This window comes from Roseomonas sp. OT10 (assembly GCF_020991085.1).
GTDB lineage: Bacteria > Pseudomonadota > Alphaproteobacteria > Acetobacterales > Acetobacteraceae > Roseomonas > Roseomonas cutis.
In genome coordinates, this window is record NZ_CP087719.1 from 1,727,081 (window position 1) to 1,749,597 (window position 22,517).

At 72.4% G+C, this 22,517-nt stretch carries 22 protein-coding genes and 1 other RNA gene; 6 read left to right on the plus strand and 17 right to left on the minus strand.

Annotation, left to right across the window (positions count from 1 at the left end; genetic code table 11):
- Positions 1 to 17: 17 nt before the first annotated feature.
- From LPC08_RS07940 to LPC08_RS07995, 12 genes are all read right to left on the minus strand, one after another.
- Positions 18 to 2,243 (minus strand): M10 family metallopeptidase C-terminal domain-containing protein, encoded by a 2,226-nt coding sequence (locus tag LPC08_RS07940; protein ID WP_230452162.1) that lies wholly within the window; start codon positions 2,241 to 2,243, stop codon positions 18 to 20.
- A 271-nt stretch (positions 2,244 to 2,514) separates the two neighbouring features.
- Positions 2,515 to 2,772, minus strand: a complete 258-nt coding sequence (locus LPC08_RS07945; RefSeq protein WP_230452163.1) for a ribbon-helix-helix domain-containing protein — start codon at positions 2,770 to 2,772, stop codon at positions 2,515 to 2,517.
- A 15-nt stretch (positions 2,773 to 2,787) separates the two neighbouring features.
- The gene (locus tag LPC08_RS07950; protein WP_230452164.1) at positions 2,788 to 4,218 is read right to left on the minus strand and encodes a class II fumarate hydratase; all 1,431 of its coding nucleotides are present in this window, start codon (positions 4,216 to 4,218) and stop codon (positions 2,788 to 2,790) included.
- A gap of 74 nt (positions 4,219 to 4,292) precedes the next feature.
- The gene (locus LPC08_RS07955; RefSeq protein WP_230452165.1) at positions 4,293 to 4,703 is read right to left on the minus strand and encodes a VOC family protein; all 411 of its coding nucleotides are present in this window, start codon (positions 4,701 to 4,703) and stop codon (positions 4,293 to 4,295) included.
- 1 nt (position 4,704) lies between these two features.
- On the minus strand, positions 4,705 to 5,106 hold the full coding sequence (locus tag LPC08_RS07960) for a RidA family protein (RefSeq protein ID WP_230452166.1): 402 nt from the start codon (positions 5,104 to 5,106) through the stop codon (positions 4,705 to 4,707).
- Between the two features lie 7 nt (positions 5,107 to 5,113).
- Entirely contained in the window at positions 5,114 to 5,281 is a 168-nt protein-coding gene (locus LPC08_RS07965) for a hypothetical protein (protein WP_230452167.1), read from the minus strand.
- A gap of 40 nt (positions 5,282 to 5,321) precedes the next feature.
- On the minus strand, positions 5,322 to 6,965 hold the full coding sequence (locus LPC08_RS07970) for a fumarate hydratase (protein ID WP_230453012.1): 1,644 nt from the start codon (positions 6,963 to 6,965) through the stop codon (positions 5,322 to 5,324).
- Between the two features lie 225 nt (positions 6,966 to 7,190).
- On the minus strand, positions 7,191 to 7,715 hold the full coding sequence (locus LPC08_RS07975; protein ID WP_230452168.1) for an SspB family protein: 525 nt from the start codon (positions 7,713 to 7,715) through the stop codon (positions 7,191 to 7,193).
- Between the two features lie 110 nt (positions 7,716 to 7,825).
- Positions 7,826 to 8,187, minus strand: a transfer-messenger RNA (tmRNA) gene (gene ssrA / locus LPC08_RS07980).
- Positions 8,188 to 8,207: 20 nt separating this feature from the next.
- Complete coding sequence (locus LPC08_RS07985; RefSeq protein ID WP_230452169.1) at positions 8,208 to 8,426, minus strand: hypothetical protein; 219 nt, start codon at positions 8,424 to 8,426, stop codon at positions 8,208 to 8,210.
- Positions 8,427 to 8,582: 156 nt separating this feature from the next.
- The gene (locus LPC08_RS07990) at positions 8,583 to 9,788 is read right to left on the minus strand and encodes a mandelate racemase/muconate lactonizing enzyme family protein (RefSeq protein ID WP_230452170.1); all 1,206 of its coding nucleotides are present in this window, start codon (positions 9,786 to 9,788) and stop codon (positions 8,583 to 8,585) included.
- A 5-nt stretch (positions 9,789 to 9,793) separates the two neighbouring features.
- Positions 9,794 to 10,753: a Bug family tripartite tricarboxylate transporter substrate binding protein gene (locus LPC08_RS07995; RefSeq protein ID WP_230452171.1), complete on the minus strand. Its 960-nt coding sequence runs from the start codon at positions 10,751 to 10,753 to the stop codon at positions 9,794 to 9,796.
- Positions 10,754 to 11,056: 303 nt separating this feature from the next.
- On the opposite strand from LPC08_RS07995, the gene thyX reads away from it, so the two are divergent.
- The 3 genes from thyX (at position 11,057) to LPC08_RS08010 (ending at position 13,224) form a co-directional block, all read left to right on the plus strand.
- Entirely contained in the window at positions 11,057 to 11,995 is a 939-nt protein-coding gene (gene thyX / locus LPC08_RS08000) for an FAD-dependent thymidylate synthase (RefSeq protein WP_230452172.1), read from the plus strand.
- 77 nt (positions 11,996 to 12,072) lie between these two features.
- Positions 12,073 to 12,321 (plus strand): tricarboxylate carrier family protein, encoded by a 249-nt coding sequence (locus tag LPC08_RS08005; protein ID WP_230452173.1) that lies wholly within the window; start codon positions 12,073 to 12,075, stop codon positions 12,319 to 12,321.
- Positions 12,322 to 12,330: 9 nt separating this feature from the next.
- Positions 12,331 to 13,224, plus strand: coding sequence for a PfkB family carbohydrate kinase (locus LPC08_RS08010; RefSeq protein WP_230452174.1), 894 nt, complete (start codon positions 12,331 to 12,333; stop codon positions 13,222 to 13,224).
- 41 nt (positions 13,225 to 13,265) lie between these two features.
- Here the strand turns inward: LPC08_RS08010 and LPC08_RS08015 are convergent, their stop codons facing one another.
- The gene (locus LPC08_RS08015; RefSeq protein WP_230452175.1) at positions 13,266 to 14,669 is read right to left on the minus strand and encodes a GGDEF domain-containing protein; all 1,404 of its coding nucleotides are present in this window, start codon (positions 14,667 to 14,669) and stop codon (positions 13,266 to 13,268) included.
- A 105-nt stretch (positions 14,670 to 14,774) separates the two neighbouring features.
- Positions 14,775 to 15,728: a Bug family tripartite tricarboxylate transporter substrate binding protein gene (locus LPC08_RS08020; protein ID WP_230452176.1), complete on the minus strand. Its 954-nt coding sequence runs from the start codon at positions 15,726 to 15,728 to the stop codon at positions 14,775 to 14,777.
- 293 nt (positions 15,729 to 16,021) lie between these two features.
- Between LPC08_RS08020 and LPC08_RS08025 the strand changes: the two genes are divergently transcribed.
- From LPC08_RS08025 to LPC08_RS08035, 3 genes are all read left to right on the plus strand, one after another.
- Positions 16,022 to 17,593 (plus strand): ABC transporter substrate-binding protein, encoded by a 1,572-nt coding sequence (locus LPC08_RS08025; RefSeq protein WP_230452177.1) that lies wholly within the window; start codon positions 16,022 to 16,024, stop codon positions 17,591 to 17,593.
- A gap of 26 nt (positions 17,594 to 17,619) precedes the next feature.
- Complete coding sequence (locus LPC08_RS08030) at positions 17,620 to 18,993, plus strand: amidase (RefSeq protein ID WP_230452178.1); 1,374 nt, start codon at positions 17,620 to 17,622, stop codon at positions 18,991 to 18,993.
- A gap of 87 nt (positions 18,994 to 19,080) precedes the next feature.
- Positions 19,081 to 19,443, plus strand: a complete 363-nt coding sequence (locus LPC08_RS08035) for a DUF4440 domain-containing protein (RefSeq protein WP_230452179.1) — start codon at positions 19,081 to 19,083, stop codon at positions 19,441 to 19,443.
- 84 nt (positions 19,444 to 19,527) lie between these two features.
- Here LPC08_RS08035 and LPC08_RS08040 read toward each other — a convergent pair whose 3' ends face one another.
- From LPC08_RS08040 to LPC08_RS08050, 3 genes are all read right to left on the minus strand, one after another.
- Complete coding sequence (locus LPC08_RS08040; RefSeq protein WP_230452180.1) at positions 19,528 to 20,274, minus strand: sulfite exporter TauE/SafE family protein; 747 nt, start codon at positions 20,272 to 20,274, stop codon at positions 19,528 to 19,530.
- On the minus strand, positions 20,271 to 20,648 hold the full coding sequence (locus LPC08_RS08045; RefSeq protein WP_230452181.1) for a nuclear transport factor 2 family protein: 378 nt from the start codon (positions 20,646 to 20,648) through the stop codon (positions 20,271 to 20,273). The genes LPC08_RS08040 and LPC08_RS08045 overlap by 4 nt, the downstream gene beginning before the upstream one ends.
- A gap of 225 nt (positions 20,649 to 20,873) precedes the next feature.
- Complete coding sequence (locus tag LPC08_RS08050; RefSeq protein ID WP_230452182.1) at positions 20,874 to 22,361, minus strand: amidase; 1,488 nt, start codon at positions 22,359 to 22,361, stop codon at positions 20,874 to 20,876.
- Positions 22,362 to 22,517: the final 156 nt, after the last annotated feature.

Sequence of the window (22,517 nt, forward strand, 5' to 3'; positions counted from 1 at the left end):
TCATTCCGTCGTCCGTATCAGAGCAGGACGTCAGAGGCGGTGAGGGTGTGCAGGCCCTGCAGCCGGATTTCCAGATCGGCGATGCCGTCGCCATTGACGTCGCCCCGCAGGGTGGTGACCCCTGCGCCCTGGCTGGCTACGAGCCTGCCCAGGCCGAGGGAGGTGGACAGGATGAAGGCTTGGTCGCCGGCCAACTGCGTGTTCGCGTCGATGTCGCGCAGGTCGATGCGGTCGCCGGCGGCGAAGTCGAGGATCGTGTCCGCCTTGCCGCGGGGTGTGTCGGCGGTGCTGGTGAAGACGAAGCGGTCGCTGCCGGCGCCGCCGGAGAGCAGGTCGGTCCCGGTCCCGCCGGTCAGCACGTCGTTGCCGGCCTCGCCCGAGAGGGTGTCGTTCCCGGCGCCGCCCACGAGCGTGTCGTTGCCCCCGGCTCCCTCGATCCGGTTGGCCGCGGCATTGCCGGTGATGCTGTCGGCGCCGCTGCCGCCATAGCCGCTGATGGCGGCGGAACCCGTCAGGACCAGCACCTCCACCTGTGCGGGCAGGGCGAAGGTCACCGAGGATTGCACCGTGTCCCGGCCGCCCCCGGCATCCTCATGCACATAGTCGCCCGCATGGTCGACGCGGTAGAGGTCGTCGCCGGCCCCGCCCGCCATCACGTCCGCGCCCGTGCCGCCGTCGAGCGTGTCCTTGCCGGCCCCGCCTTGCAGCGTGTCGCTCCCGGCGCCGCCGGAGAGGCTGTTGTCCCGCTCCGAGCCTAGAAGGATATTGGCCAGGCCGTTCCCGGTGCCGTCCGTGCGGCCGCTGCCCGTCAGCACGAGGTTCTCGACCTGCGCCGGCAGGGTGTAGGTGACGGAGCTGACGGCGGTGTCGTTGCCTTCCCCGGCCAGCTCGACGACCACGTCGCCCGGGGCGTCGATGACGAAGACGTCGTCCCCCGCGCCGCCGCGCAGCGTATCGGCCCCCGTGCCGCCATCGAGCAGGTCGTCGCCGGCGCCCCCCTGGATCAGGTCGTTGCCGGCGCCCCCGTCGAGCGCATCCGCGCCCCCACCGCCCAGCAGCGTATCGGTGCCGTCCCCGCCGGTCACGGAATCCTGCCCGTCGCCGCCGAGCAGGGAGTCGTCGCCCGGGCCGCCGTCGATCCGGTCGTCGCCGTCCCCGCCATCGAGCGTATCGTTGCCCCCGGCGCCGAAGAGGGTGTCATGGCCCGCCATGGCGGCGATGTCGTCCGCGCGGCCGCCGCCCGTCAGGAGGTTGTCCCCCGCAGTGCCGAGTTGCAGCACGCGGGAGGGATCCGGCTGGGCAAGCTCCGGTCCGGTCTGGGCATAGCCGATCGACCAGGCATCCCCCTCGGTCACGCCGGTGAACCACAGGCGGATCAGCCCGTCCTCCACCACCGCCTCGGGGGCGATGACCATGCCGCTGGCGAAGCCGCTGCCGATGGACGTCAGGATGGGGGCCGCGCTCACCTCCCAGGTGCCGGAGAGTGGGTCATCGGACACCGCCATGCCGATCGACCGCTCCTCCGCGTGGAGCCCGGTGAAGAACAGGGTGTAGCGCCCGTCCGGGCCGAGCACGATCGACGGCTCGGCGACGCCGTCCGACATCCAGCCTGCCCCGGACGCCGCCAGGATCGGTGCCGGATGCTTGGTCCAGGTCAGGCCGTCCGGCGAGGTCGCCGCCAGCAGGAATACGCCGCCATGGCCCCCGGTGGCGGAGGTGTCGGAATACTGGTGGCCCGCATAGATCATCAGGTAGCCGCTGCCATAGGGCAGGATGCTGGGGCTGAAGATGGCGTCGTTGTCGTACCAGCCCGGTGTCGGGCTGAGCAGCGGCGTGTCCGAGACGGGCGTGAAGTGGACGCCGTCCGTGGAGCGCGCGGCGTAGAGCTGCGCGGGGAATTGCGGCCGCGGGTAACCGTCATCCGGGTAGGCGGAATAGAGCAGGATGATCCCGTCATCCGTCCGGAAGACCCCGGCGGTCTCGACATTCGCATGGTCGCCGCTGGTGGACCTGGCGGCCATGGAAGGCGTCGCCGCCCCGCCGACGACGGTCCAGGTCAGGCCGTCCGGGGAGATGGCCTGCAGGATGGCGGGGCGCAGGGTCTCGGGGTCGACGCCCGTATAGTACAGGCGCCAGATCTCCCCGTCGCGCAGGATGGTCGGATCGGCGGCGAAGGACCCCGCCCCCAGGACGGGCTGGTCCAGCGCGACCCAGCCGGATGCCACTGACAGCGTGCTGGCCATGTCCCTCTGTCCTGCCACCCGCAATCCGGTACGATATCGTAATGTTACGAAGGCTGCGGGCGACCCCGCCTGGTGGCAGGGTCAGGTTCTCGTCTGAGGGATTATTATACGGCCCATAAAACTTATGGTTGCATGAATTGTATCACACGCAACCGAAAAGCTCGCGGGTGCTTGGGTTCGGCGCGCGAGCCAGCAGATCGGCGGAGGGTAGGGCGGCCCCGGGCGGAGCCGCCCGGGGCCGTCATCGCCTGTCGGGCGGACAGGCCGCGCGTCAGGCGGCCTGGGCGTCCCGTCCCACGGCCTCGGTCAGCGCGAGCACCCGCAGCGCCGAGGCAAGGGGGCGCGTGTCGTCCAACCGATCCGCATCCACGGCCGCCACCAGGCGTGAGAGGCCCTGGCCGCGTTGCCGTGCCACCCCTTCCAGCGCCGCCCAGAACTCCGGCTCCAGCGCCACGGAGGTCCGATGGCCCGCCAGGGTGAAGGAGCGCTTGGCCAGGTGCCCAATCCGCGCCCTCATGATGTCCGACATGTCTCGTGCCTCCTTTCAGCCGCCCGCCAGCGTGGCGCCGGGGTGGATCATCTCCTCGGGCCGGACCCAGCGATCGAAATCCCCGGGCGTCACGTAGCCCAGCTTCTCGGCCGCATCCCGCAGCGGCAGGCTCTCCTTCAGCGCCAGCTTCCCGATCGCGACGGCCTTGTCGTAGCCGATATGCGGGTTCAGCGCCGTCACCAGCATCAGCGAGTTGGCGAGGTTGGTGGCGATCCGGTCCAGGTTCGGCTCCAGCTTGTCCACCATGTTGGCGGCGAAGCTGCGCGACGCGTCGCCCAGGAGCTGGGCCGATTGCAGCACGGCCTGGATGATGACGGGCTTGAAGACGTTCAGCTCCAGGTGGCCCTGGGCGCCCGCCACGGTGACGGTGGTGGTGTTCCCCATCACCTGGGCGCAGACCATGGTCAGCGCCTCGCTCTGGGTCGGGTTGGTCTTGCCCGGCATGATGGAGGAGGACAGCCCGTCCGCCGGGATCACCAGCTCCGCGAAGCCGGAGCGCGGGCCGGAGCCGAGCAGGCGCACGTCATTGGCGATCTTGTTCAGCGAGACGGCGAGGACGTTCATCGCCCCCTGCAGCTCCACGAAGGCGTCGTGCGCGCCCATGCCCTCGAAGGGGTTGAGGTTCGCGACGAAGGGCAGGCCGGTCAGCGCCGCCATCCGCTCCGCGAAGGCGGCGGCGAAGTCCTTGTGGGTGTTCAGCCCCGTGCCGGCGGCGGTGCCGCCCTGGGGCAGCGCCATCAGGCGGGGCAGGGCGTCCCGCAGGCGGGCGATGCCCAGTTCCACCATCCGCGCCCAAGCGGCGAACTCCTGGCCCAGCGTGACCGGGACGGCGTCCATCAGGTGGGTGCGGCCGACCTTCACCACATCCGCCCACTGCCGCGCCCGGGCGTCGAGCGAGGCGTGCAGCGCCTCCAGCGCGGGGATCAGGTGGTGCGTCACCGCCTCGGCGGCGGCGACGTGCATCACCGTGGGGAAGCTGTCGTTGGAGGACTGGCCGCGGTTGACGTGGTCGTTGGGGTGGACGGGCTTGCGGCTGCCCGGCGGCTGGCCGAGCGATTCGTTGGCGAGGTTCGAGATGACCTCGTTGGCATTCATGTTCGTCTGGGTGCCGCTGCCGGTCTGCCAGACGGGCAGGGGGAAATCGGCGTCGCGCCCGTTCGCCGCGATCTGGCGGGCGGCGGCGATGATCGGATCGGCGATCTCCGCCGGCAGCTCGCCCAGGGCCTTGTTGGCCTCCGCCGCTGCCTGCTTCTGCAGGCCGACCGCACGGATCAGGATCGGCGGGAAGCGTTCGACGCCGATGCGGAAGAGCTGCCGGGCCCGCTCCGTCTGCGGGCCCCAGTAGCGGTCGGCGGGGATGTCGATGGTGCCGAGGCTGTCCGTCTCGGTTCGCATCCCGCTGGGCGGGGTCACGGGGTCGTCCATGGGGAACCTCCATGGCTTTAGTTGAGAATTACTCTCAACTTGTCAAGCCAAATGGCGCGTCCCCCGACAACGTCTCAGGGCATGTCGGGGTCCGAGTAGGTGGCGACCTCGATCAGGTTGCCGTCCGGGTCGCGGCAGTAGACGGAGGTGATCGGCCCCAGCGCCCCGGCCTTTGGCACGGGACCCAGCTCCACCGCCACGCCGCAGGCGCGCAGGTGCTCGATCGTGTCCTCGGCGCTGACCGTGACGATGAAGCACAGGTCCTGGCTGCCAGGGGCCGCACCCGTGCCGGTGAACCATTCCTCCTGGCTCGATTCGACGGGGCGCAGGTTGAGCTTCTGCCCCCCGAAGCGGAGCGCGGTGCGGTTGTGCGGGCCGAAGCCCTCCCGCTCCATCCCCAGGACGCGCTGGTACCAGGAGGCGGAGGTCTCCACATCCGCGCAGGTGATGACCAGGTGGTCGAGACGGTCGACGGAGAAGCGCATCTCAGGCCCTGCCTTGGGGTGTTTCGGGAAGCCGCGCCGTGACCTCGATCTCGATGCGCATCGCATCGGTCTGCAGCCCGGCATGGATCAGCGTGGCGGCGGGACGGGCGCGCCCCAGATGGCGGCGGACCACCGGCCAGCAGGGCTCCCAGTCCGCGCGGTCCGGCACGATGAAGCGAACGCGCACCACGTCGTCCAGCGTCGCGCCCGCCTCGGCCAGGGCGGCGGCGATGTTGGCGAAGCACTGCTCCGCCTGCTCCACCACGCCCGGCGCGATGGTCATGGCCGCGTAGTCATAGCCGGTGGTGCCGGAGACGAAGACGTCCCGTCCGTCCACCACGGCGCGGGAATAGCCGATCGCCTCCTCGAAGGCGGAGCCGGAGGAGATCAGGCGGCGGGTCATGGCGCCCTCAGCGTCGCGGCGGCGGGTACTGCTGCGCGATCACCTGCTCCGCCGCCTCCCGCGTCGCGAAGGGGCCGTCGGTGATCTCGTCGGAATCGTCCAGCACGTACCAGCCGGGGCCGTTGAACCGCACCGCGCGGGGGCCGTGCGGTCCGGTCTCGCGCGGGTCGGTCATGCCCGGGGACTCCGCCAGGTAGCGGGCCTCCACGCCGGGCCTACTCCAGCCCGTCGTAGAAGTCGTTGCCCTTGTCGTCCACGACGATGAAGGCGGGGAAGTCCTCCACCTGGATGCGCCAGACGGCCTCCATCCCCAGCTCGGGGTATTCCAGCACCTCGACCTTGCGGATGCAGTCCTGCGCCAGCCGGGCCGCCGGGCCGCCGACCGAGCCGAGGTAGAAGCCGCCGTTGCGCTTGCAGCTCTCCGTCACCGCCCGAGAGCGGTTGCCCTTGGCCAGCATGACCAGCGAGCCGCCGGCCGCCTGGAAGGCGGGGACGTAGCTGTCCATGCGGCCCGCGGTGGTGGGGCCGAAGGAGCCGGTGGCGTAGCCCTCCGGCGTCTTGGCGGGGCCGGCGTAGTAGACGGGATGGTCCTTGATGTATTGCGGCAGGCCCTGGCCGCTCTCCAGCCGCTCCATCAGCTTGGCGTGCGCGATGTCGCGGGCGACCACGATGGTGCCGGTCAGCGAGACGCGGGTCTTGACCGGGTACTGCGTCAGGGTGGCGCGGATCGCCTCCATCGGCTGGTTCAGGTCGATCTTCACGACCTCTCCACCCAGGATGTCGTCCGTGTGCTCCGGCAGGTACTTCGCCGGGTCGTGCTCCAGCTCCTCCAGGAACACGCCCTCCGGCGTGATCTTCGCCTTGATCTGGCGGTCGGCGGAGCAGGAGACGCCGATGCCGATGGGCAGCGAGGCGCCGTGGCGCGGCAGGCGGACGACGCGCACGTCGTGGCAGAAGTACTTGCCGCCGAACTGCGCGCCGATGCCGATGTTCTGCGTCAGCTTGTGGACCTCCGCCTCCAGCGCCGTGTCGCGGAAGCCGTGGCCGGCGCGCGAGCCCTGCGTCGGCAGCGCGTCCAGCCACTTGGTGGAGGCGAGCTTCACCGTCTTGAGCGTCGTCTCGGCCGAGGTGCCGCCGATGACGATGGACAGGTGGTAGGGCGGGCAGGCGGAGGTGCCCAGCGTCTTGATCTTCTCCTCCAGGAAGCCGAGCAGCTTGCCCGGGTTCAGCACCGCGCGGGTCTGCTGGTAGAGGAAGGTCTTGTTGGCCGAGCCGCCGCCCTTGAGCACGAACATCAGGTGGAACTCGTCCGCGTGGTGCTCGCCGGGGCTGGCGTAGATGTCGAACTGCACCGGCAGGTTGTTGCCGGTGTTCACCTCCTCGTACATCGAGAGCGGCGCCATCTGGGAATAGCGCAGGTTGGTCTCGGTGTAGGTGCGGTGGACGCCGTAGGAGAGCGCCTCCTCCTCGTCGCCCTCGATCCAGACGCGCTGGCCCTTCTTGCCGAAGACGATGGCGGTGCCCGTGTCCTGGCACATGGGCAGCACGCCGCCGGCGGCGATGTTGGCGTTCTTCAGCAGGTCGAGCGCGACGAAGCGGTCGTTGGCGCTGGCCTCGGGGTCCTTCAGGATCTTGGCGAGCTGCGCCAGGTGGGCGGGGCGCAGCAGGTGCGAGACCTGGCGGCAGGCGGCGAAGGCCAGCTCCTCCAGCGCCTTCGGGCTCACCTTGAGGACCTTGCGGCCCTCCACCTCGATCACCTTCACCCCCTCGATCGGCAGGCGGGTGTAGGGGGTGGCGTCCTCGCCCAGCGGGAACATCGGGCTGTAGTCGAAGCCCTTGCTGCGCTGGGAGACGGGCATGCCGGCATCGGCCTCGCTGTGGCCGGCGGCGGCGACGGGGGAGGGGGTGTCGAGGGCGGGGCTCATGCGCGGCGTCTCCGGGGCGGGAGGTATGCGATCACCGCCGGCTGTAGCGCAGCCGGGCCGCCGTGTCGCGGGGGTGCCGTCTGCGCAGGCGCGGAACCTGCCCCCCGGTCGGCGGGGCAGGGTGAGGCGTGCCGGGGAAAGGCCGGGCCGGCCGCCCGGTCAGTCGGCGCGGCTGTTGCCGGGGCGGCGCCGGAAGGCGTCGAGGTTCACCACCTGGCCGGCGGCCGGTGGCTTCTGCTCCGCCTCCTCGGTCGGCGGCAGCAGCGGGGCGGTCGCGCCCTCGGGCTCCGGCTCCGCCTCGGGCGCCGGCGCGCCGAAGCGCAGGCCCAGCCGCACGGCGGGGTCGAGGAAGGCCACGATGGCTTCGAAAGGAATCACCAGCGTGGAGGGGGTGCCGCCGAAGGACAGCCCCACGGTGACGTGCTTCAGCGCCCGGTCCACCCGCAGGTCCCAGAACTGGTGCTGCAGGACAACCGTCATCTCCTGCGGGTAGCGGGCCTTCAGGTGGCCCGGCACGGTCACGCCCGGCATGTCGGTGCGGAAGGTCAGGTAGAAATGGTGCTCGCCCGGCAGGCCATGCGCCGCGGCATGCTCGAGGGCACGCAGCGCCACCTCGCGCATCGCGTCCTCGGTCCAGCGGTCATAGGGCAGGAGGCTGTCCGCCAGCGGTGGCTCTTCACTCATGTCGCATCGTTCCAGGCGGCCGTAGTGTAGGAACGATGACGCCGTCGCACCAGCGCCCCGCGCGGAAGGATTTCACGGGCCTGGGCTGGCACCTGGGGCCGGCAGGGGGAAGTGGGGGGATTCTGTTGCCCGGTTCCCCCCGGACCGCGCTTACCTATGGTTAGGCAGCGAGCGCCACAGCCTCGCGGCTGTTGTCGTTGGCACTTGTGATTTAGCCCGATAACGGCGGTACAATGCCGGGCAAAAGCTGCGTCTTTACCTCGCGCGTCGAGCCTGTTTCGCCCCCAGGTCTCCCTGTCGCCCCCCGTTCGAACCGCCGGACCGCTGACAAGGCGGGGCGGGTGGGGGAGGGATGGTGGAGGCGCCGGGCACTGCCCCCGGGTCCGCAACGCTTATTCCACGCAACGTTTATCGCCATAGTCCCCGAGGGGACGCCGTACAGATAGCATCGGCCGGCCGGCTTTTCCAGGGAGCCGCCGGTCGTCGCGCGGGCTATTCCGCGGGGACCGGGGCCGCCGGCACGGCGGGGTTGTCCTTCTCCGCGCGGACCATCATCACGGTCCCCAGCACGCAGCCGAGCACGGTGCCCAGGGACGGGCTGTGCAGCCAGAAGGCGGCGAAGGTGGCGATGGCCAGCACGATGCAGCTGACGAGCGTGTTGTTGCCGATCGCCCGCCAGAGCGGGTCGAACAGCCGGGAAACGGCCCCCATGGAGATCCTCCGGATCGGCGCCGCCTGAAACCGCCGGAATGGGGTGGGCGCCGCGCGCGCATTGAGCGCGACGATCCCCGCCGAAGGGCGTGACAAAGCGGACAGGTCGCCGACCTGTCGCATTCTTCACGCCGGGCTCATGCACCCGCCACCGGCTCAGCCGGCCCGCGCCTCCCGCACCACCGCGTCGGGGCGCCGCCGCACCTCGGGGCGCAGCGCCGTGCCCAGGCCCGCGGCCTCGGGGGCGTGCACCATCCCGGCCCGCACAACCGGCAGGGTGGTGACCAGCTCCGGGTACCAGCTCGCCAGCGTGGCGCGCACCACCTCCTGGAAGATCGCGGTTGGCGCATGCAAGGCGAGGTGCAGCCCGGCCAGCAGCGCCACCGGCCCGGTACAGTCGTGCGGGGCGAGGGGGCGGTTGTACGCCTCGGCCAGCGCCGCGATCTTGCGCGCCTCGGTCAGCCCGCCGCACCAGCCGAGGTCGAGCATCACGATATCCAGCGCATCCGCCTCCAGCATGCGGCGGAAGGCGCCTTTCCCGCCCAGCGTCTCGCTGCCGCAGATCGGCACGCGCGTGCTCCGCCGCAGGTCGGCCAGCACCTTCGGATCGTCCATCTTGGCGAGCGGGTCCTCCGCCCAGGTGACGGCGTAGTCCTCCAGCGCGTGGCAGATGCGGGCGGCGGCGGTGGCGGACCACATCGAATGCAGCTCCGCCATCACCTCGATCCGCTCGCCCACGGCGGCGCGGATCCTGCGGAACGGCTCCAGCCCCGCCTTGAGGTCGGTGAGCGAGATGGCCTGCCCGCCGGTCGCGGCGGCGAAGGGGTCGAAGGGCCAGATCTTCATCGCCGCATAGCCTTCGGACAGCAGGCTCTCGGCCAGCGCCCCGGCGTCGCGGTTGAAGGCGACCTGGTCGTCATACGGCCCGATGGCCGCATCCGCCGCGCCGATCGCCCGCTGCACCCGGCCGCGGCTGTTGTAGTCGTAGCCGGCACAGGTGTTGTAGGCGCGGATGGCATCGCGCGAGGCGCCGCCCAGCGCCTCGTGCACGGGGATGCCGTGGCGCTGGCCGGCGAGGTCCCAGAGCGCGATGTCCACCGCGCTCGCCGCCCGCACCTCGGCCGAGGCGGCGCCGAAGCCGACATAGGGGGTGAGGAGGTGGCGCGAGACCGCCTCGATCCGCCGCGAATCCCGGCCCAGCAGCCAGGGGAAGACGTGCTCGTGCAGCACCGCCTCGCTGGCCTCGGCGCCGCGGAAGGTCTCGCCCAGCCCGGTCAGCCCTTCGTCGGTGTCGATCTCGACCCAGAGGAGGTTGGGGCGCTCGGTGATGCGGATGGTCCGCAGCGCGGTGATGCGGCTCATCTCTCTCACTCCGCCCGGATGCCGTTGGCCTTCACCACCTCGGCCCAGCGGGCCGATTCGGTGCGGACCTGCTCGCCCATGCGCGCCGTCCCGCCGCCGAGGGGTTCCACGCCGGCGGCGCGCAGCCGCTCCTGCACGGCGGGCTGCGACAGGGCCTGGTTGAAGGCGGCGTTCAGCGCCTCGGCCACCGCGGCCGGGGTGCGCGGCGGGGCGAGGAAGCCGAACCAGCTGTCGATCACCACGCCCGGCGCGCCGGACTCGCCGAAGGTCGGCACCTCCGGCAGCTCCGGCAGGCGCTGCGCGGAGAGCACGGCGACAGGCTGCACCGCGCCCGCGCGGATATGGGGAAGGATCGAGGGGATGTTGTCGAAGAACACGTCCACCGTGCCGGCGACGAGGTCGGTGATGGCGGGGCCGCTGCCGCGATAGGGCACGTGCACCCAGTCGAGCCCGAAGCGCGTGCGCAGCAGCTCCGGGCCGAGGTGGTTGGAGGCGCCGACGCCCGAGGAGGCGAAGGTGACGGTGCCGGGCTTCGCCTTCACCAGCGCGATCACCTCCGGCAGGGTCCGCGCCGGGAAGCCGCGCCGCGTCACCATCACGTTGTGCACGGCGCCGGTCAGGATCACCGGCACGAAGGCGTCCAGCTCGTAGCCCGGCTGGGCGTAGAGCGCCGGATTGGCGCCGCAGGGGCCGAAGGCGCACTGCACCAGGACGGAGCCGTCGGGGGCGCCGCGCGCGGCCTCCGCCATGCCGATATTGCCGTTGGCCCCCGCGCGGTTGTCCACCACCGCGCCGCGCGGCAGGTGCGGCGCCGCCGCCTCGGCCAGCAGCCGCGCCACGATGTCGCCGGTGCCGCCGGGCGGGGAGGGGACGATGACGCGCAGCGGCCGGTCGGGAAGCTGCGCGGCGGCTGGAGAGAGGGCGGCGAGGAGGCAGAATCCGAGCGCGGCGAGCAGGCGTGGCAAGGGCGTTTCCTTCCGGGACGGTTGGGCCTGCACGCATCCGGGCCGGGCGGCCTGGGCGCGGCGGCGCATCTGCAATATCAGATTTCAGATGGCGCGCAATGCTCCGGGCTGGCCGGCGACGGGCTGTGGAAGCCGGGGATAAGCCACCCTTCCGGGCCCGCGTGACCGGCGCGCCACGGGCCGGGCGGCCTCCTTCCGCTAGAAGGGCCGGCCCCCCGCGCGGCCGCGCCGGACCCCGCCATCCGCATGGCGGCACCGGTGCCGGGCCTGGCGCCGCGCGGGACCAGGACGGGGGTTAGGCAGATGGACTTCACGGAAGAGCAGCGCGCGGAACTGGCCGAGGCCCGCGCCGCCCGGGCCGAGACCCGCCGCCCCACCGTGCCCGCGCTGGAGGAGATGCTGTTCGAGCCGATCCCCGTGCTGGACCACGGCTTCGTGCGGGTGATCGACTACATGGGCGACGACGCGGCCGTGGTGCAGGCGGCGCGCGTCTCCTACGGCCGCGGCACGCGCGCGGCCAACGAGGATCGCGGGCTGATCCGCTACCTGATGCGGCACCGGCACTCGACTCCCTTCGAGATGGGCGAGATCAAGTTCCATGTGAAGCTGCCGATCTTCGTGGCGCGGCAATGGATCCGCCACCGCACCGCCAACGTGAACGAGTACTCGGCGCGCTACTCGGTGATGGACCGCGAGTTCTACATTCCCGCGCCGGAGCATCTGGCGGCGCAATCGGCCGACAACCGCCAGGGGCGCGGCGCGGTGCTGGAGGGCGAGGAGGCGGCGCGCGTGCTCGCCCTGCTGCGCGAGGATTCGACGCGCAACTACGACCACTACGTCGAGATGCTGAACGAGGACGCCACCGGCCAGGCGCTCGATGCCGGCCGCGCCGGGCTGGCGCGGGAGCTGGCGCGGATGAACCTCACGCTCAACGCCTATACCCAGTGGTACTGGAAGACCGACCTGCACAATCTGATGGGCTTCCTCTCGCTGCGCGCCGACAGCCACGCGCAGCACGAGATCCGGGTCTATGCCGAGGCGATGCTGCGCGTCCTCGACGCCTGGGTGCCGCTGACCGCCGAGGCCTTCCGCGACTACCGGCTGGGCGCCGTCACCCTCTCCGCCCGCATGCTGGGGGTGGTGCGCGGGATGCTGGCGGGCGAGCCCGTCTCGGCCGCGGCCGCCGGCCTGTCGAAGCGCGAATGGCGCGAGCTGATGGCGGTGCTGGGCCGCCCGGCCTGAAGCCCGGCCCTGGCCCGGCCGCCGGCATCCTGGCATGACTCGGCGGACGCGGCAGGGGGCGGGGTGAGCCGGACTCGATGAGCGGCGCGACGGCGAAACGGCCGGCCGGCGGCAAGCCGGCGCGCAAGGGCGGCAGCCGCGGCGGGCGGGGCGCGGCGCGCGTCGTCGCATCGCGGCCCTGGTGGCGCCGGCCGGTTGCCATCCTCGCCATCCTGGCCGGGCTGTTCATCGGCCTGCCGCTCGCCCAGGCCCTGTTCGGCGACCTGGGCGCGCTGCTGCTCGCCTGCATCGTGGCCGGGTTCGCGCTCGGCCGCGCCACCGCCTGAGAGGGTCGCATGGGCTCCGTCCTCGTCTTCGGCTCGGCCAATGCCGACCTGGTCTTTCCCGTCCCGAGCCTGCCCGCCCCCGGCCACACCGTGCTGGGCGAGGCCTGGAGCGCCCTGCCCGGCGGCAAGGGGGCGAACCAGGCCGTGGCCGCCGCGCGCGACGACGCCACCACCGCCTTCGCCGGGGCGGTCGGGCGGGACGCGCTGGCCGGGGTGGCCAGTGGCGCGATGCGGGAGTCCGGGGTGGACCTCGCCCGCCTCGCCGTCGTCGAGGCGCCGACCGGCGCCGCCTGCATCTGCGTCGACCGCGACGGGCGCAACCAGATCGCCGTGGCGCCGGGCGCCAACGCCCTGGCGCGGGCGACGCAGGTGGAGGAGGCCGCGCTCGGCCCCGACACGCTGCTGCTGCTGCAGATGGAGGTCCCGGTGCCGGAGATGGCGGCGCTGATCGGCCGGGCGCGGCGGCGCGGGGCGCGGGTGGTGCTGAACCTGGCGCCGCCTGGCGACCTGCCGCCGGAGACCCTGCGCGCGCTCGACCTGCTGATCGTCAACGAGCACGAGGCCGCGTGGCTGGCGCAGCGGCTGGGCTGCGGCGCCGCGGCGGCGGCGCTGCACGCGGCGCTGGGGATCGACGTGGCCGTCACCCTGGGCGAGGCGGGGGCCGAGGCGGCGACGGTGGGCGGGCCGCTGCGGCAGGCGATCTTCCCCGCCACGGCGGTCGATACCACCGGGGCCGGGGATTGCTGGTGCGGCGTGCTGGCCGCCGCCCTGTCGCGCGGCGCGCCCCTGGCGGCGGCCATGCGCCGGGCGGCGGCGGCCGCCTCCCTGGCCGTGGGCCGGCCCGGGGCCGCCCAGGCCATGCCCTGGGCGGCGGAGACGGACGCGCTGCTCGCGGCCGGCTGAGGCCCGGGGGACCCAGGCCGGTCCGGCGGGGCGCGGCGGCGTCAGGCCGCGACGGACCGGTTCCGGCCACCCTGCTTCGCCCGGTACAATGCCTGGTCCGCCGCGGTGATGAGGCGGGCGTGGTCGGGGTGGCCATCGAAGGTCGCGACGCCGATCGACAGGGTCACCCGGGCCGCCTGCCCGTCGGGCAGCCGGATGCTCCGGCCCGCCATCTGCAGGCGCAGGCGTTCTGCGACCCGCATGGCCGCCTCGGCGTCGGTCTCCACCAGCACCACGAGGAACTCCTCGCCGCCATAGCGGAAGACGACGTCGCTGCTGCGGCAGCATTCCAGGATGGTCTCGGCCAGGGCCTGGAGCACCGTGTCGCCGCCGGGATGGCCGAAGCGGTCGTTGACCGACTTGAAGTGGTCGACGTCGATCATCAGCACGCTGAGGGTGCCGCCGCCACGGAGCGCCGCGGCCACCTCCCGCCCCAGCAGGGTGGGCAGGAAGCGGCGGTTGAGCGCGCGGGTCAGGGGATCGCGCCCGCTCTCCAGGGCTGCCGCACCCTGGAACATCTCCGCGAGCAGGTACTTGATCTCGGCGATGCGGTTCTGGAGCTCCTCCAAATCGTGGCCGAGCTCCCCCGTGCCGTCGCCCCGCGCGGCCGCCAGCCGCGGCAGGAGGTCGGCGTCGATCCCGGCCAGGCTGCCCTGCAGCCGCTCCAGCACCGGCGAGCCGCGGAAGAGGAACTCCGCCTTGTGGTTCAGCCAGAGGCCGAACTCCGAGCGCCCGATGGCGGGCAGGGGGCTGTCGGGGGTGCTGTGCAGGCCGAAGAGCACGGCCTGGCTCCATTCCATCAGCGCCGCGCGCTGCGTCTCGCGCTCCAGGGTGATGTCCTGGCCCAGGGAGAAGAGCCGGAAGGCCTCCTCCACCTGTGCCCCCTGGGCGGTATCGTTGACGAAGCTCCGGCTCATCGCCGCGATCGACAGGTCGATGGCCGCATGGACATGCACCACCGCGCGGCACAGCGCCCCACGCGGGAGGTCGGTCTGCTCCAGCCCCTGCGCGATGCCGGCCTTGAGGATGGCGGCGCCCTGGATCACCAGATGCAGCGGCAGGCGGATGCGGGCATGGGCCATGCCGATCCTCTCCTGCTCCGCCGCGAAGGTCGCATCGTCCGGCGCCGGGTCGCAGAAAAGCCGCAGCAGCCACTGCCCCAGGGCCCGGCCGAGCCGCTCGCCGACGACCCGGGCGGAGAGGAAGTGCCGCGCCTCGGGATGCTGGAGCAGGGTGGTATAGAAGGCCCCGACCAGGGCCTCCTGCCGGTCTCGCACCACCCCGGCGATCGCTGCCGCCTCCGCCGGAGCGATGGAGGCCCACAGCGACGACCAGCCGGCACTCCCTTCCCCGGCAGGTGCGGCAGGGGGCAGCCCGGTCCCCGGGATGGCAGGGGATTGATCCATCGCGTCTTGCCTCCGCTTCGCCGTCACCTTCGGCTGACGGGGGTGCCTATACAGCCGTAGGTTGTCTTTCCCCAGCCATCTTCGCCGAAGCCGGTCGGGGCGGCGTCACTCCACCGTCGCCCCGCTGCGCCGGACCGTCTCGGCCCAGCGCGCACGCTCGGTCGCCAGGAACTCATCCAGCCTCGCCCCGGAGTAAGGCAGGGTGGTGGCGCTGCGCGCCTGCATCTGCTGCGCCCAGCCGGGCGAGGCGGCGATGTCCTCCACCGCCCCGCGCAGCATCGCCAGCGTGGCGGGCGGCGTGGCCGAGGGCGCGAAGAGGCAGAACCAGTTCGGCGCGTCGGAGCGCTGGTAGCCGAGTTCCACCAGGCTGGGCACCGCGGGGATGGCGGGCTGGCGCGCGGCGGTGGCGGTGCCGAGCATGCGCAGGGAGCCCGCCTCGGCCAGCGGCAGCGCCGTGGTCACCGCGTCGAACAGCATCTGGATCTGGCCCGAAACGAGGTCGGCCACGGCGGGTGGACTGCCGCGATAGGGGACGTGCGTCATCTCGATGCCCGCATCGGCGGCGAAGAGCACCCCCGTCAGGTGCGCCAGCGAGCCGGCGCCGCTGGAGCCGAAATTGACCGCGCCGGGGCGCTCCTTCGCCGCCTTCACCAGCCCCTCCAGCGTCGGCACGGTCAGCGCCCTGGGGCTGGTGAGCAGGACATTGGCCTGGGCGCCCATCATGCCGACCGGCACCAGCTCGGTGTCCGGATCGTAGTTCAGCTTCGGGTAGAGCGGCTTGGCGATCGCCATCACCGAGGGGCTGGCGGCGAGCAGCGTGGCGCCGTCGGGGGCGGAACGCGCGACGTACTCGGCCCCGATGTTGCCGCCGGCCCCGCTGCGATTCTCCACGACCACCGGCTGCCCCAGCGGGCCGGACAGCGCATCGGCCATCATGCGCGCGACGATGTCGCTGATGCCGCCGGGCGCGAAGGGCACGATGATGCGCACGGTCTTGCCCGGCAGCCTGGGCTGCGCCAGGGCGGGGCAAGCGAGAAGCGTGGCGGCAGCGGCGAGCATACCGCGGCGTGGAAGGAAAGCGGCTTGCCGAATCATGATCGGGCCCTTCGCGAGACAGGACCGGCGCGCTTCCCTGGGCGCTGCATCCCGCGCGTGCAGGCTGTCGTCAAGTCCATGGTGACCTTGCGCATGGCTGCCATGGTGCGCGACGCGATGCGTGCGGCATGCTTCCTGCTGAATGCCGTTCCTGCTGAATGCCGATGGCCCCGCGGCATGCGTCCTGGCGAATGCCGCGGGGCCGTGACCGCTGGCAGCGGCCTGCTGCCCGCCACCACCGCCGACGGAGGCCACCCGTGCTCAGGAAGACGACCGCCCTGACCCTTGCCGCGCTGCTTGCGGCCGGCACGCCGGCCGGGGCGCAGAGCCTGATGATCGGCACCTCGTCGCCGCCGACCTCGATCGACCCGCATTTCCACAACCTGATGCCGAACAATGCCATCGCGGCGCATGTCTTCGACCGGCTGGTGCACCAGGACGAGAAGCAGAACCTGACGCCCGGCCTGGCGCTGTCCTGGACCACCGTCTCCGACACCGTCTGGGAATTCGTGCTGCGCGAGGGCGTGCGCTTCCACGACGGCCAGCCCTTCACCGCCGAGGACGTGGTGGCGAGCTTGGCGCGCGTTCCCGCCGTGCAGAACAGCCCGGGCAGCTTCGCGCAGTTCGTGCGCGCCATCGCCTCGGTGGAAGCGCTCGGGCCGCACCGGCTGCGGATCACCACGCGCGCGCCCTATCCGCTGCTGCCGACGGATCTCTCCACCATCGACATCATCGCGGCGCGCTTCGGCAAGGCGGGGTCCGACGCCTTCCGCAGCGGCGAGGCGATGATCGGCACCGGCCCGTTCCGCTATGCGGCCTTCACCCCGGGGGCGGAGGCGTCCTTCACCCGCAACGCCGACCACTGGGGCGGCCCGCCGGCCTGGGAGAAGGTGACGCTGCGCATCATCCCCAACGATTCCGCGCGCGTCGCCGCGCTCGCCGCGGGCGACGTGGACATGATCGAGGCGGTGCCCGTCTCCCAGCGTGAGGCGGTGCTGAAGCGCCCCGGCGCGCACCTGTGGCGCGCCACCTCGAACCGCGTCGCCTTCCTCGCCTTCGACACGCATCGCGAGGTGACGCCGCAGGCGAGCGACCGCGAGGGCCGGCCGCTCGCCGCCAACCCGCTGCGCGACCGCCGCGTGCGCCAGGCCATATCGCGCGCGCTGAACCGCCCCGTCCTGGCCGAACGGCTGATGGAGGGCGAGGCGGTGCCGGCCGGTGACGTGCTGGCCCAGGGCTTCTTCGGCGCCAGCCCGCGGCTGCGCCCGGATGCCTTCGACCTCGGGGGCGCGAAGGCGCTGCTGGCCGAGGCGGGCTATCCCAACGGCTTCCGCCTCGCCATCCAGGGCTCGAACGACCGCTTCCCGAACGACGACAAGCTGCTGCAGGCGGTGGCGCAGATGCTGACCCGCGCGGGCATCGAGGCGAAGGCGGAGGCGCTGCCCTTCTCCGTGCTGCTGTCGCAGGGCGGGGCGCCGAACTACGCCTTCTCCTCCATGCTGCTGAGCTTCGGCGCGAACACGGGCGAGGCCTCCGCCTCGCTGCGCGCGCTGATCGCCACGCCGGACCGCGAGACGGGGATGGGCGCGGCCAATCGCGGCCGCTATTCCAACCCGGAATTCGATGCGATCCTGAAGCGCGCGCTGGGCACGGTGGACGAGGCGCAGCGCCGCGCCCTGCTGGAGCAGGCGGCGGAGACGGCGATGGCCGACCAGGCCATCGTGCCGATCCTGTTCCAGGTGAACGTCTGGGCGACGCGCCCGGGCCTCGCCTATGTCCCACGTGCCGACGAGTGGACCCTGGCCCGCTTCGTCACTCCCGCGCCCTGACGCCCAGCAAGCAAGGAACGCCCCACATGGCTGACGAGATCTGGCAGCTTCCTGCCACCACCCTGGCCGCGCGCTTCCGCGACGGCACGCTGCGCCCGAGCGAGGCGCTGGAGGCGGTGCTGTCGCGCGTCGCCGTCGCCAACCCGGTGGTGAACGCCTTCGCCCAGTTGGACGAGGGCGGGGCGCGCGTGGCGGCGGAGCAGAGCGATGCGCGCCACGCCGAGGGCAAGCCGCTGGGCAGGCTGGACGGCGTGCCGGTCAGCATCAAGGACAACATCCCCGTGCAGGGGCTGCGCTGCGCCTGGGGCAGCGCGCTGTACAAGGACTACGTCGCGCCGGTGGACGAGACCCCGGTGGCGCGGCTGCGGGCGCAGGGTGCCGTGATCCTGGGCAAGACCAACGTGTCGGAGTTCACGCTCGGGCGCGGCAACGTGCACACCCCGCTGTTCGGCACCACGCGCAACCCCTACGACCCGCGGCTGACCGCCGGCGCCTCCACCGGCGGCGGGGCGGCAGCGGTCTCCTCCGGCATGGGGCCGCTGACGCTGGGCACCGACGGCGGCGGCTCGATCCGGCGGCCGGCCTGCCACTGCGGCCTCCTCGGGCTGAAGCCCACCACCGGCCGGGTGGCGCGGCGCAACGGGCTGCCGATCATCCTGCACGATGCGGAGATCATCGGCCCCATCGCGCGCACGGTGGACGACCTGGCCCTGGCGCTGGCCGCCATCCAGGGGCCGCTGGACGAGGACCGCGCCTCGCTCTCCTTCCGCGCCGACGAGGGGGAGCCGGCGGAGCCGAAGGGCCTGCGCATCCTCTACATGCCGCGCATGGCGGACTACCAGGTGGATGCGCCGGTCGCGGAATCCTGCGCCAAGGCCGCGCGCGACCTCGCCGCATTGGGCCACACCGTCGAGGAAGGCCCGGCGCCCTTCGACCCGCAGCTCTTCGAGAAGCACTGGCCCAACATCGGCGCCGCCGGCCTTGCCTGGCTGGTGCGCGGCCAGGAGTGGCGCGGCAAGGTCGGCGACATCTATGTCGAGATGATCGAGAAGGGCGAGACGCTCTCCGCCGCCGACTACATCGAGGCGCTGGCCGCCTTCCGCGAGATCTACGCGCAGATGGCGGTGTTCTTCCGCTCCTACGACCTGCTCATGACGCCCAGCGCCGGGGCGCTGCCCTGGACGGCCGAGGAGTTCGGCAAGCCCTACCACCGCGCCTTCACCGGCTTCGTCAACGCCGCCGGGCTGCCGGGGATCAGCATCCCCTGCGACCCCTCGCCGGAGGGGCTGCCGATCGGCTTCCAGCTCGTCGCCCCCTTCGGCGCCGACTGGCTGCTGGTGGCGATGGCGCGGCAGTTCGAGCGGGCGCATCCCTGGGCGCAGCGCTGGCCGTCGCTGTAGCGGCGCGGCCTGCACACCTTTTCGCGGGGTGGAACACCCGGGCGCGTCCCCCGCGTTTCCCACCCGTTCAGGAGACGGGAGCGGCGGATGGAAGACGAGCGGGTTTGGAGCTTCGAGGAAAGCCTGTGGACGGGCGACGCGGCGCATTACCGGGAGTGCATCGACCCGGAATGCCTGATGGTCCTGCCCATGCCGCCCTACGTGATGAGCGGGGAGCAGTCGGTGGCGGCCGTGTCCGGCACGCCGCGATGGGCCCGCGCCGCGTTGACGGAGCGGCAGGTGGCCCGGCCGCAGGAAGGGCTGATCGTCGTCGCCTACAAGGCACGGGCGGAGCGGGACGGGGTGCCACCCTATGAGGCGCACTGCACCTCGACCTATCGTCGCCTCGCTCATGAGGCGTGGCGGGTGGTGCAGCACCAGCAGACGCCGCCGCTGAAGGCGGGAGGCTGAGGCAGCGAGGCCCCCCGCCGCGCCGGGCGGAAGCCGTGGACGCGGCCCGGCCGCGGCGCGGCACTCGGCGCATCTGCGGCCCTGCTATTGCCAGAGCGGCAGACCCAGCAGGGCGGCGAGGCCGATGAGGATGAGGCAGATGCGCCGGAAGGTGGCCTCGCTCGCCAGGCCGAAGAGCCGGGCCCCCATCCATGTGCCCAGGGCGAAGACGGGGCCGGCCAGCAGGCTCAGGACGACCACCTCCAGGGTCAGCAGCCCGCTCAGCAGGTAGGTGGCGGCGCCCACCACGCTGGTGAAGGCGAAGAAGAGGATGATGTTGGACCGTATCCGGTGCGCCGGGACGGCGCCGCCGAGCCAGTAGGCCAGGACGGCCGGCCCGCTCATCTGCGCCAGGCCGCCGCAGATCCCCGCCACCACCCCGACGGCGAGGGACAGAGGCGTCACCGGCCGGCCCCGGTAGCGCCAGCCGGAGACCAGCAGGGCCAGCATCGCCAGGGCCAGCAGGCACATCGCCCAGCGCACCACCACCGGGTCCAGCCGCAGCAGGGCCAGGACGCCGAGCGGCGTGCCCACCATGGCCCCGGCCGCCAGCAGGGCGACCTCCCGCCGGGCCGCGTTCCGCCATGCCGCGGGGACCATCGGCAGGGCGGAGAGGTTGTCGATCAGCATCAGCAGCGGCACGGCGAGGCGCGGGCCGAGCAGGGCGCTGGCCAGGGGCACGAAGATCAGCGCCGAGCCGAAGCCGGAGAAGCCGCGCGCGAGCCCCGCGAGGAAGCTCGCCAGAAGCGTTCCGGCCAGCAGGGCCGGCGCGGGCAGGATGAAACCGCTCATGGCCCGGCCGGCAGCGGTCGCGCCTCGCCCATGCGGAACCAGGCGCGGGCGATGCGGCCGTCGATCACCTCGTACAGGGCGATGACCCCCACCTCGGCGCGACCCCCGGGGAGGTTGCGGGTCACCACCTCATGGTCCGTCACTAGGTTCCCCACGGCCATGCGGTGCAGCAGCCGGCCGTGGAGGTCGGGCTCGCGGAAGCGTTCGACATGGCGCGCGCGGACCGCCGCCGCGCCCTGTGCGAGGAGCTGCCCGGGGAAGCCGTAATACGCGCAATCCTCCGCCCAGCAGGCCATGAAGGCCTCGATGTCGCGCGCATTGTAGGCATCGAGCTGCCGCTGGACGGGCAGGGTCGGATCGCTCTCGGTCGGCATGGCGACACTCCTGAAACGCAAAAACCCCCGCGACGGTGGTCGCGGGGGCTGTGGCACTTCGGCCGGGGGGAACGGGTCTTAGGGGAGGCGATACCCCCTCCCCATGCGCCCGGTCCGCACCGACGCGAAGCCCAAAGGCCCGCGGGCGGCGGGGCGTCGGCGTCGGTCGGCGATGGGGCGGAGCACAGGCATCGGCGCGGAGTTTCCCGGCGGGGCAGGGGGCTGTCAATCGCCCGTCGGGGCCCGCGTGACGTGAATGCCCGGCCGCTGCCCGAGGTTCCAGGCGCCGCCGATGGCGCGTTCGACCTGGGCCGCCAGCTGCAGCAGCCGCCCGTCATCCGCCTGCCTGGCCAGGGCCTGGATGCCCAGCGGCAGGCCGCTCTCCTGCATGGCCAGCGGCAGGGAGATGCCGGGGATGCCGCAGAGGTTGGCGAGCGGCGTGTAGGCGAAGTTGCGCCAGAGGTTGCCGAACCAGTCGAGGACGTCCGGGTTGTCGCTGATCGTCAGGTATTCCGTGGTCCCGATCACGGGCGTCGGCTTCGCGGTGATGGGGGTGAGGATGATGTCCCACGCCTCGAAGAAGGTCCCGAAGGCGCGGGCTGTGGCGTTGAACACCGCCTGCATCCGCGCCCGTTCGGTGAAGGAGGTGTGCAGCCCCGCCTCCCAGATGCGGATGTTCATCGGCTCGACCAGGTCGGCGGGCGGCCGCTCCAGCCCCAGGGCGCCGATCAGGTTGTTCACCGTCTGGGCGAAGTTGCTGATGTAGCAGGTGGTCTGCGCGGCGAAGGCGGCGCGGAAGTCGATCTCCGGCACCACCCATTCGACATGGTGGCCCAGGGATTCCAGCAGGTGCGCCACCCGCTCCAGCTCCGCCACGAAATGCGGCGCGGCGTGGTAATCGCCCCATTCGTGCGACACGGCGATGCGCAGCGGCGACGGGTCGCGCGCGACCAGCGCGGCATAGGGTCCGGGCGGCATCCAGTAGGGCATGAATTCACCCGGCGCCCCGCCGCGGCAGGAATCCACGTAGAGCGCCATGTCGCGCACGCTGCGGGTGATGCAGCCCTGGGTGGAGACCAGCCCGGTCAGGTCCGAGGCGCCCGGCGCGATGGAAAAGACGCCGCGCGACGGCTTCAGCCCGATCCCGCCCGTGGCCCCCGCGGGGATGCGGATGGAACCGCCGCCATCCGTCGCATGCGCCATCGGCACCACCCCGGCCGCCACCATGGCCGAGCTGCCGGCCGAGGAGCCGTTGGTGGTGTATCCGGGGTTCCAGGGGTTGCGGGTGACGTAGACGGCCGGGTTCTCGGCGGAGGAGCAGCAGCCGAATTCCGGCGTGGTGGTGCGCCCGATGATGTTCAGCCCGGCCTCGCGGATGCGCCCGGTCAGCCAGGTATCGGCCGCCGCGCGGTTCCCGCGCATCAGCCGCGAGCCCATCTCCTGCAGCCGGCCCCGCATGGTGGGGCCGAGATCCTTCAGCAGATAGGGCACGCCGGCGAAGGGCCCGCCCGGGTTCATCCCGTCGCGCAGCGGATCGGCGACGACATCCTCGAAGAGCTCGACCACGGCGGACAGGCTGGGGTTGACCAGGGCGACGCCGGCGGCGGCCTGGGCGGCCAGCTCGGCCGGGGTCAGCTCGCCCGCCCGGACGCGCGCCGCCAGCGCCGTCGCATCATGGGCGCACCATTCGTCCCAACCCATCGCCAGAGTCATGTCGCGAGTCCGATCCCTTGCAAGGGGGCGCCGCCGGCCGCAGGGTGGGCCCCGGAGGCGTTCCAGCACAGCCCATGCCGTCCTGGCGCCGGGCGCAAGGGGGACCGGGCGAATGGAGCGGGCCGGAGGGGCATGGCGGCTGTTCGCGGCCCTGCC

Coding starts and splice junctions, on each gene's coding strand:
- LPC08_RS07965 (WP_230452167.1), bottom strand. CDS start 5,281: ATGACCGACCCGCGCGAGACCGGACCGCACGGCCCCCGCGCGGTGCGG.
- LPC08_RS07985 (WP_230452169.1), bottom strand. CDS start 8,426: ATGGGGGCCGTTTCCCGGCTGTTCGACCCGCTCTGGCGGGCGATCGGC.
- LPC08_RS07940 (WP_230452162.1), bottom strand. CDS start 2,243: ATGGCCAGCACGCTGTCAGTGGCATCCGGCTGGGTCGCGCTGGACCAG.
- LPC08_RS08030 (WP_230452178.1), top strand. CDS start 17,620: ATGGCTGACGAGATCTGGCAGCTTCCTGCCACCACCCTGGCCGCGCGC.
- LPC08_RS08015 (WP_230452175.1), bottom strand. CDS start 14,669: ATGGATCAATCCCCTGCCATCCCGGGGACCGGGCTGCCCCCTGCCGCA.
- LPC08_RS07975 (WP_230452168.1), bottom strand. CDS start 7,715: ATGAGTGAAGAGCCACCGCTGGCGGACAGCCTCCTGCCCTATGACCGC.
- LPC08_RS08020 (WP_230452176.1), bottom strand. CDS start 15,728: ATGCTCGCCGCTGCCGCCACGCTTCTCGCTTGCCCCGCCCTGGCGCAG.
- LPC08_RS07990 (WP_230452170.1), bottom strand. CDS start 9,788: ATGAGCCGCATCACCGCGCTGCGGACCATCCGCATCACCGAGCGCCCC.
- LPC08_RS08005 (WP_230452173.1), top strand. CDS start 12,073: ATGAGCGGCGCGACGGCGAAACGGCCGGCCGGCGGCAAGCCGGCGCGC.
- LPC08_RS08050 (WP_230452182.1), bottom strand. CDS start 22,361: ATGACTCTGGCGATGGGTTGGGACGAATGGTGCGCCCATGATGCGACG.
- LPC08_RS07945 (WP_230452163.1), bottom strand. CDS start 2,772: ATGTCGGACATCATGAGGGCGCGGATTGGGCACCTGGCCAAGCGCTCC.
- LPC08_RS07960 (WP_230452166.1), bottom strand. CDS start 5,106: ATGACCCGCCGCCTGATCTCCTCCGGCTCCGCCTTCGAGGAGGCGATC.
- thyX (WP_230452172.1), top strand. CDS start 11,057: ATGGACTTCACGGAAGAGCAGCGCGCGGAACTGGCCGAGGCCCGCGCC.
- LPC08_RS08040 (WP_230452180.1), bottom strand. CDS start 20,274: ATGAGCGGTTTCATCCTGCCCGCGCCGGCCCTGCTGGCCGGAACGCTT.
- LPC08_RS07950 (WP_230452164.1), bottom strand. CDS start 4,218: ATGGACGACCCCGTGACCCCGCCCAGCGGGATGCGAACCGAGACGGAC.
- LPC08_RS07970 (WP_230453012.1), bottom strand. CDS start 6,965: ATGCCCGTCTCCCAGCGCAGCAAGGGCTTCGACTACAGCCCGATGTTC.
- LPC08_RS07955 (WP_230452165.1), bottom strand. CDS start 4,703: ATGCGCTTCTCCGTCGACCGTCTCGACCACCTGGTCATCACCTGCGCG.
- LPC08_RS08045 (WP_230452181.1), bottom strand. CDS start 20,648: ATGCCGACCGAGAGCGATCCGACCCTGCCCGTCCAGCGGCAGCTCGAT.
- LPC08_RS08010 (WP_230452174.1), top strand. CDS start 12,331: ATGGGCTCCGTCCTCGTCTTCGGCTCGGCCAATGCCGACCTGGTCTTT.
- LPC08_RS08035 (WP_230452179.1), top strand. CDS start 19,081: ATGGAAGACGAGCGGGTTTGGAGCTTCGAGGAAAGCCTGTGGACGGGC.